This is a genomic window from Alphaproteobacteria bacterium, from assembly GCA_018662925.1.
GTDB lineage: Bacteria > Pseudomonadota > Alphaproteobacteria > 16-39-46 > JABJFC01 > JABJFC01.
The window spans coordinates 1-8,308 of record JABJFC010000068.1; the positions used below are offsets into that span (position 1 = coordinate 1).

The 8,308-nt window shown below is 45.0% G+C and carries 7 protein-coding genes; 3 read left to right on the forward strand and 4 right to left on the reverse strand.

The window, feature by feature from the left end; genetic code table 11:
* Positions 1 to 159: 159 nt before the first annotated feature.
* Genes asnB through HOL16_05785 form a run of 4 tightly spaced genes read right to left on the reverse strand, consistent with a single transcriptional unit; the run spans position 160 to position 4,739 of the window.
* Positions 160 to 1,893, reverse strand: coding sequence for an asparagine synthase (glutamine-hydrolyzing) (asnB, locus tag HOL16_05770; GenBank protein MBT5390197.1), 1,734 nt, complete (start codon positions 1,891 to 1,893; stop codon positions 160 to 162).
* Positions 1,872 to 2,939 (reverse strand): glycosyltransferase, encoded by a 1,068-nt coding sequence (locus HOL16_05775; protein MBT5390198.1) that lies wholly within the window; start codon positions 2,937 to 2,939, stop codon positions 1,872 to 1,874. Before HOL16_05775 ends, asnB begins: the two co-directional genes overlap by 22 nt.
* Before the next feature lies 1 nt (position 2,940).
* Complete coding sequence (locus HOL16_05780; GenBank protein MBT5390199.1) at positions 2,941 to 3,717, reverse strand: glycosyltransferase family 2 protein; 777 nt, start codon at positions 3,715 to 3,717, stop codon at positions 2,941 to 2,943.
* Entirely contained in the window at positions 3,714 to 4,739 is a 1,026-nt protein-coding gene (locus HOL16_05785; GenBank protein MBT5390200.1) for a glycosyltransferase family 9 protein, read from the reverse strand. Before HOL16_05785 ends, HOL16_05780 begins: the two co-directional genes overlap by 4 nt.
* Positions 4,740 to 4,760: 21 nt before the next feature.
* On the opposite strand from HOL16_05785, the gene HOL16_05790 reads away from it, so the two are divergent.
* From HOL16_05790 to HOL16_05800, 3 genes are all read left to right on the forward strand, one after another.
* Positions 4,761 to 5,822, forward strand: coding sequence for a folate-binding protein YgfZ (locus tag HOL16_05790; GenBank protein ID MBT5390201.1), 1,062 nt, complete (start codon positions 4,761 to 4,763; stop codon positions 5,820 to 5,822).
* A 362-nt stretch (positions 5,823 to 6,184) separates the two neighbouring features.
* Positions 6,185 to 6,880 carry a porin family protein gene (locus HOL16_05795; protein ID MBT5390202.1) on the forward strand — a complete coding sequence of 232 codons (696 nt, stop codon included), beginning with the start codon at positions 6,185 to 6,187 and terminating at the stop codon, positions 6,878 to 6,880.
* A 599-nt stretch (positions 6,881 to 7,479) separates the two neighbouring features.
* Positions 7,480 to 8,220 (forward strand): outer membrane beta-barrel protein, encoded by a 741-nt coding sequence (locus HOL16_05800; GenBank protein ID MBT5390203.1) that lies wholly within the window; start codon positions 7,480 to 7,482, stop codon positions 8,218 to 8,220.
* Positions 8,221 to 8,308 lie beyond the last annotated feature (88 nt).

The following is an 8,308-nucleotide window of genomic DNA, read 5'->3' on the forward strand; positions in this document are numbered from 1 at the left end:
AAAATGATGCTAGCTTCATAATAATATTTCTTAAGAAGGGGTTACGTTTTCACCTAAAGAGTGTAACCCTTTTTCTCTCCTTTTCCAGCTATTTCCTCGTACTCAGAGCTTTTTTGTTTCTCTATCTCGGATCTAGGGTCATAATGCAAATCATACAACTTACTCCAAATGCTCCTTGTGCCAGGTGCGATAGAATAACAGGCTCCAGGCAGCTTGGGTGTGATGTTTGTTTTGGGGGTCTAGGGACTTGAAAAAATTGTAGAGGGATTCTTTTGTTGCGATCTCCAAAAGACAAGGGGCCGTGGAGAGCTCCTCGGCCAGGGCATCTCTTTTTTTTGCCATCCATTCTCCCACAGGAACCGTAAAGCCTCTCTTTTTGGAAAAGGGCTTTGCTTCGGGACAGGCAGTGGAGAGCCATTGGCGGACGAGCCATTTGCCAAGCCGATTCTTGATTTTAAGTTTATCGGGAAGGGGCAGGGCAAACTTTGCCATTCTTTTGTCCAGAAAAGGGGGCCGTCCTTCCAAACTGTGGGCCATCAAACAGCGGTCCAATTTGATCATCAAATCATTGGGAAGCCACGTGGTGCTGTCCAGAGCCTGAAGTTGTTGCAAGCGTGTTTGTGGTGCGGCATGGGAGCTTGCAAGTTCCTGTTGGATCTTTATGGCCTTTTTGACGGAGGGTAAAGGACGCTTTAAAATCTTTAGGCGATCAAAATTCCCACGGCGTAGGGATTTTGTGCCAAGCCTCCAGGGGGATAAGGCCTTTCGATAACGGCCATAGCCTGCGAAGAGTTCGTCGCCTCCTTCCCCACTTAATACTACCTTGATACCATCCTGGGCTACAGCTTGAGCCAATTTATAGGTGGGGAGACAGGCATAGTCAGCTGTGGGATCGTCCAGGGACTTGGCTACTTTGGGCAACAATTCCCAAAAGTCTTCTTCCGTAAATGTTAGCTCACGATGGGTTGTCCCCAGTTTTTTCGAAAGTTCCCGGGCTCGTTTCCGCTCGTCGTGGGCTAAAGTACCAGGAAAGCCAATGGAGTAAGTCTTGAATCCTTTACTGGCATACTGACTCATAAAGAGAAGAAGCGTAGTTGAATCAATTCCGCCCGATAGAAAAAGCCCGACCGGAACATCCGACAAAAGATGTGCCTTCATGGAATTTGCCATTTCCGTTTGGAATTTCTCAAGGGCACTTGCCTCTGTGATCTGCTCCTGGTCAAAAGAAAAGTAAGAGTTTTGATGCCGGTTAATCACTTTGCCTTTTTGTACGATGAGCGTTTCTCCTGGGAGCACTCTATGAATGCCAGCAAAGAGTGTATGATTGCCCAATGTAAAGTTAAGGGCCAGGAGTTCATCGCGCCCTTTGGTGTTCAAAGTGGCTTTAACCAAGCCTCCTTTAATAAGAGCCTGAGGTTCGGAAGCAAAGGCTAAGCCTTGGGGCGTCTGAGCATAGTAAAGAGGCTTGATACCAAAGGGGTCTCGCGCCAAAAAAAGCTGATCGAGATGGGGGTCATAGAGGGCGATGGCATACATACCCCTCAGGTGTTTTACAAAGTCAGGACCATATTGCTTATAGAGATAGGGAATGGGTTCGCAATCGGAATGGGTTTTCAGCTCTAGGGCTGGATTCAACTCTTTCCGCAAGTCTAGATGGTTATATATTTCACCATTGGCAATGGCAACAATGCCTGTTGGAGTCGTAAAGGGCTGATGGCCTCCCTCAATATCATTTATGGCGAGGCGTGTATGGGCGAGGCCGACTTTGTCTTGCACCACATGCTTTCCTTGATCATCAGGCCCCCTATGTTGGAGGGCAGCTGCCATTTTGTCCAAAGTTTTAGAAAGAGAAGGCGCTTTTCTAGAAAGGCTTAGACCTGCGATGCCGCACATGGTTTTTTCTCTCGTTTAGAAAGGATGTGTTCAAAAAAGTCCAAATATTTGGCGACAATAATGTCTTCTGTAAAATTCTTTTCATAGGCCTTAACGCCTTCCTGGATAAGGGGTTTCTGTAAGGCGGGCGATTCTAAGAGCGATTGTATGGTTGTGCCCATGACTTTGGGATCGTCGATGGGAACGAGCATGCCGGATTTCTTATTTTTGATCAGAGACTTAGGGCCGGCGCTTTCTGCTGCTATCACGGGAATTTCATTGGCCCATGCCTCGATGACCACATTGCCGAGGGGTTCGTGGCGGGAAGGGCAGACAAATATATCAGCCGTGGCAAATAGGGGCCCGACTTTTTCTTGCCATCCCAGAAATCGAATACGATCCTGGACACCCAGTTCTGTGGCCAATTCTGCCAGCGCTGTATGTTCAGGGCCTTCGCCTCCAATCCAAAGATAGGCTTTTGGAGTATGGACGAGGGATTTGATGAGAGTATCAAACGCTTTATTCTCGTGGAGTCGACCTAATGCCAGGATGAGAGGGGCATCTTGGGGGGTATCAAAGACATTTTTGTCTATGGGCGAGGCATTCTTTTTTTTCACAAAGTTCGGGATATAGTGGGCGTGGTCTTTGGGCCAGCCTTCTTTGGAAAGATAATCCACGATGTCTTGGGTGTTGCCAATCAAGTGTTGGCAATTTTGGTAGTACTTTAGGTTATAGTATCCCCCCAAGCGGGCGATCGAAACAAAAGGAATGTTTGTCGAGAGAGGGCAAAAGTGAGAGGCACGGCTCATCCAAGTCAAGACAATGTCTGGTTGAAATGTTTGAATTTCGTTTTGAAAAAGCCGTTTGGTTGCAAAATCTAAGGACCCCGAGAACTTGAGGACTTTGTAAGGAATTCCCTCTCTATCGAATTTTTTCATTCGGGAGTGATTGTTTGCGATTAACAGTTTTTGCTCTAGCCCTCGGTCATGGAAGGCCTTTGCCAGTCGCACAAAGAAAGCTTCTGCTCCTCCAAATCCTCTTGCCCCCATGGCTTGAATAATACGCATCTTACGACTTTTCCTCCAAAGTTGCCTTCAGATAGGAAAGAAGAGGATAGAGCCCTGCACAGAGGGCAATTAAAAATCCGTATTTTCCTTCCCGATAGCCTTTACGAGCCACATAGCACTTATAAAATCTCGAGAACAATCGTCTTATGTTTGCTCCAAAGCTTTCCTGTATACCCAGTTCCCTTATATCAAGGGCACGGGCTGAGGTATAGCGATTAAGACGATTTAATAAGTCTGAAATATCTTCGTCAACATGATGGACGATGGGACTTTGGAGAGGATTCCCTTTTGTTCCCGTAAACGTAATCTTTGGGTGGACGCGTTGATTGCCCCAAACTTTAGAATTTGCCTTAAATAAGCAAAATCCTTGCGACTTTCCAAAATAGGCACCCCATCCTTTTCGCACTAAATGATCCCCAATATAATTATCAACGGGGACGCCATGATAGTCAAAGCCTGTGGTATTTATGGTTTCTCTAATTTCGTTGGCAAGGGCACTTGAAATGCGTTCGTCCGCATCAACTTCTAGGATCCAATCGGTAGGACAAGCGCTCAGGCCTTTATTTCGTCTCTCGCCTTCAATGTCCCAAGAGCCTTTCACAATGTTCTGGGTATATTTTTTGGCTATTTTTTCCGAGCCGTCGGTGCATTTATCGAGAACGACGACGATTTGATCGGCAAATTTTAGTTGGTCTAAACATGCGTCCAAATGCATCTCTTCATTATGGGCCACGACAAGGGCTGAAAGAGTGGTCTTTTGGAGCGACTTTTGTGTCATGGGGCGGTCCTACGGTGTTGCTTCGGAGATTGCTTGCGAAGGGCTTGAGTTTTTGAAGCTTGCTGGAACAGGGATTTGGTGGCCTCGACGACACTCTTTACGGACAAACTATCCATAAGGGAGTCGGTAGTTCGATGGTCATAGCCTTCGATGTCAGTTAACTTGTCGTAAGGTGTTTTCGTTCGCACATAGGCACTAATCTTTGTAGGAGACCACGGAGCATAGTGCTCATGTCTACTGGGGCCAAAGAGTCCCAGTGTAGGAATGTTTGCAGTTGCTGCCAGGTGCATAAGGCCTGAGTCATTTCCGATAAAGAAGGCACAGCGCTTTAGGCAAGCGTAGGTGGTTAACAGATCAGTCTTGCCCACTAAGTCCAATCGTTGAGAGTTGGGAATGGCCTTCAACAGAGGCTCTACCTGGGATCGTTCTGATTCGGTCGTAAAGACAGCCACCCGATATTTTGGGAATAGCCCCGTTTTTTTCGTCAGTTCTTTCATGAGCTCAATAAAGTGTTCTGCGCGCCACTGTTTGCCTCGCCAGTTAGAGGCAGCGCCCAGGACGAGGACAGGCGGGCCTTCGGGAATCAAATCTTTGGCTCTCTCAATATGAATGGGCCGCGTCCAGAGTGTGGGTGATGGGGGCGGACTTAATTTCAGAACTTGCCCCAGTTGTTCGACTCGGTGGTGGGAGAGGCTGTCAGTGCTTGACCAGAGAAAACGCTTATTTGCGCGGAGGAAATATCCTGTGAGAGAACTCCTCAAATCGATCACCATATCCCAGCGCGTTCTAACGGTCTCTTTCCACAACAGAAACCAATGGTTGGAAAAAAGACTTGTGGAGGCATTTTTGTCCATGATAATAGTTTGTTCAACGGCAGGACAAGCCTCAAAGAGAGGCGCTGCTGGAGGGCCACAAGCGACCGTAATTTTGGCATTCGGGTATGTCTTCGCCAAGTGGGAAATCAGGCCCGTGGATAAAATGGCATCGCCGATGCGTGTAGATGTGATAAAGAGTATCTTCATACAGAGTAACTAAGGTTCATAATGTCAAAAGTCCAACATGTACTTTTAAAAAACCGGGGTCTCCTCGTTGTCAGTGGAAAAGATAGCTTATCTTTCCTCCAAGGGCTTATCACTAATGATATCAGTAAGGCAACAGAAACCACTACTATCTATGGGGCCCTTCTAACACCTCAGGGCAAGTATTTGCACGACTTTTTTATCAGTAAAAGAAAAAAAAGTTTTTACATAGAGGTGGCAAAAGACCGAATAGAAGATCTTGCCGTGCGTCTGAATCGCTACAAGTTGCGGGCTGATGTGGAGATTAAAGACATAAGTGAGCAACTTGGCATTGTGGCGCTTATAGGGGAAGACGCCTTTCAAGTTGCAGATCTTTTATGCCAAGTAGGGGCTTCAAAAGACTGGTTGTCGGGTTGGGCTTATGTGGATCCGCGCTGTCTCGCCATGGGTGTTCGGGCTATTCTGCCCCACCAAGAGTTAGAGGCGATGGCATTAGAGTCAGAGTCCCATAGCGTTGATTCGTTATCTGCTGATTCTCTATCCACAGATTCTCTGTCCACAGATTCTTTGCCCACAGATTCGCTGCCCACGGACTCATTGTCCAAGGATGCGCCTGATCATGATTTGCCAAAACATGTTTCGCCTCCCTCTGTTTTAGAGGCACTCTATGAGAGGCACAGATTGATACAGGGCATGCCCGAAGGGGGCCGGGATATGATTCCGGAAAAGTCCATTCCATTGGAATGTGGACTAGAGGACTTACAGGCCATAGATTGGCAAAAAGGCTGTTATATGGGCCAGGAACTGACGGCACGAACTCGGTATCGGGGGCTTGTTCGTAAGAGGCTCATTCCGGTTGCCATTGAAGGACCTGCGCCGGCCCCTGGGACTGAGATATTTATAGAGGGCACGAAAAAGGCGGGCAAAATGGCTTCTTCCTTTGAGCAACGTGGCATGGCCCTTCTTAGAATTGAGTTTCTACAAGAGGCGCTCAAAAGGAGCCTGACCTGTGGGGAAGCTCGTTTGATGCCATCGATTCCGTCCTGGATGCATCTGGAAAATCCAGAACAGGCTGAGAGCCATTAACGGGCCCTTGCCCTCAGGTGCATATTAACAACAATCAAGGGCTATCCATTTGAGAAATTGGGGAAAACTCCCATTCCCTGCCTTGACATTGGTAGGGGGCAATAATAGTCTGATGCGCAGTGTAGGAAGGTGGAGCACAGTTGGAAGGTAATCAATTGAAGTTCGCATCGATCGGAACGAAAGTTGTGTTCGTTTCACCTTCCCAGTGTGTTTTGTGGAAGGTTTAAGGTGTGAAGTCAGAGCTATCTCTAAATTTAAGACCAAGGATCTTCCGAACAGTAACTGGTGCGTTTTGTTTTGGGCGCCTTGTAGGAAGGAAATAGATTGTGAATCAGAAAATTAATATTTGGGAGGGAATATCCATGAAGAAAATGTGTCCGTTTTTGTCAGTTGCCATAGCCTGTGCTGGCATTTCCGTTGCATCGACTGCGGCTGCAACAGCAGAATCCGCTCTAAACGGTTGGTACGCAGGATTTGGTGTTGGGTATCAGCACTTAAAGTCAAATGGAAATGCTAAGTTTAGGTTGACGGGGGCGGGAAGCTTTTCCTCTGCGACAAGTGACATGAAGGAAAGCGGCGCTCTAGGGGATGTTCATGTTGGGTATAGTGAGGCGGGAACTTCAGTGAGGGATCTATACTATGGAGGAAAACTTCTTATTCAGATTCCGACGGCACACGCTAGTAACAAGGTAGAATTCTCAAATGCAGAATTTGAGAACAAATTGAAGCAAGATGTAAATGGATCACTTATGGCCCAGTTGGGGTTATTGGCGGCGTCTGAAACAGCTATTTATGCAACATTGGGTGTCTCGTATGGCTATTTTACCTATAAGCATGTTGAAACAGGTTCAACAGTTTCCAAATGGAGATTTGGTTTTCCTTTCGGGCTAGGGGTTAGGAAGACAATAGATGAGGGCGTTAGTGTTTCGTTAGAAGGTGTGTACACATTTTTCAATTCTTTCACGACAAAAGATTTGGATAGTTCAAACGTGGAATATATTGCTAAAGCATCTCCAAGAACATTTTCTGCGACAGTGGGTATTAGTTGGACTTTTTAGGGTATGGTCAGCACTTCTTATATGGGATGGGGTGAAAATACTTTCGTAAAATAAGTGGGCTGTAAGTGCAGCGCTGGAAATGTAGTGGTGAAGGAGATTCTGGATCGGTATCAGAATCTCTTTCCATGTGTGTGGTGTTCACTTTTCTTAAATACAATATAAGTACATGTATGCGCATTTATACATTAACTTAGGGTATTTATTTAATTTTTAGTGGAAAACAACATTAAAAAACTATTTAAATTAAGTGGTTGGAACTATTTACTTGCATGAATATTGACAATTTTTTCTCGAAAATGTAGGATGATATTTGAAGTCGGGAAGGTTAATGAGGAAGGGACTCATAAAAAGATTGTGAAGATTGATCGTTTGTATGGCGATACTATGTATTCTAGCTTCATGCTTCCTGGTGGGGAGTTAAAAAATAGTTATGGGAAGGTCAGAAAGTAAAAAAAGAGATCTTTTGGGATTAATTCTAGAGGATTAGTTTATAATTTTTGATTTAGTTCCTATAGAAAACAAAAATAATATTGTTCAGTGGATTGTACCAATAAAGGGAAGAATTTGGATGCACTGGATGGTACTGGGAGGTAATAATAATGAAAAAAATTTCTAAAATCTGTTGTGTTTTATCGCTTGCAATCAGTTGTATTTCCATTTCTCAACACTCTGAGGCAAAGGATGGGAGTGTGGTAACAGCTAGTCTAAATGGTTGGTACGCTGGTTTTGGTGCTGGATATCAGCATCTTAAATCAAATGGAAGTGCCAAATTTAGATTGACAGGTGCTGGCAATTTTTCTTCTGCTAACAATGAATTAAAAGAGAATGGATTCCTAGCAGAAATTCATGGTGGGTACAGTGAGACCCAAGAGGATTCATTGTATTATGGTGGAAAACTGCTTTTAAATATATCTACCGCACAGGCTAGTAACAAAGTAGAATTCACAAATGCAGAATTCGAAAACAAATTCAAACAAGATGTTAATGGGTCTGTTTTAGCTCAGTTTGGTTTCCTAGCGGATTCGGATACTGCCATCTACGGGACGTTAGGTGTTTCATATAGTTACTTCACCTATAAGCATGTTGAAACAGGTTCCACCGATTCTAAATGGAAAGTTGGTTTTCCATTTGGACTAGGTGTTAGGACTTCAATAGAGAAGGACGTTAGTCTTTCTGTGGAGGGTATATATACCATCTATAGCTCATTTTCGACGGGAGATTTAGATGGTTCAGATGTGGATTATATTGCAAAAGCGTCTCCAAGGACTTTTGCGTTAACGATTGGGGTTATTACTCCGGCCAGCAAACAGTTTACATTAAGCAGCGTAAGAGACCTCTGATTTTAGGAAATATGATTTAACGATATCAGGACTTTTTTGAGTTCCAAAAAGATATTTGGATATGTTGTGTTTTAACTCGGTGAGAGTT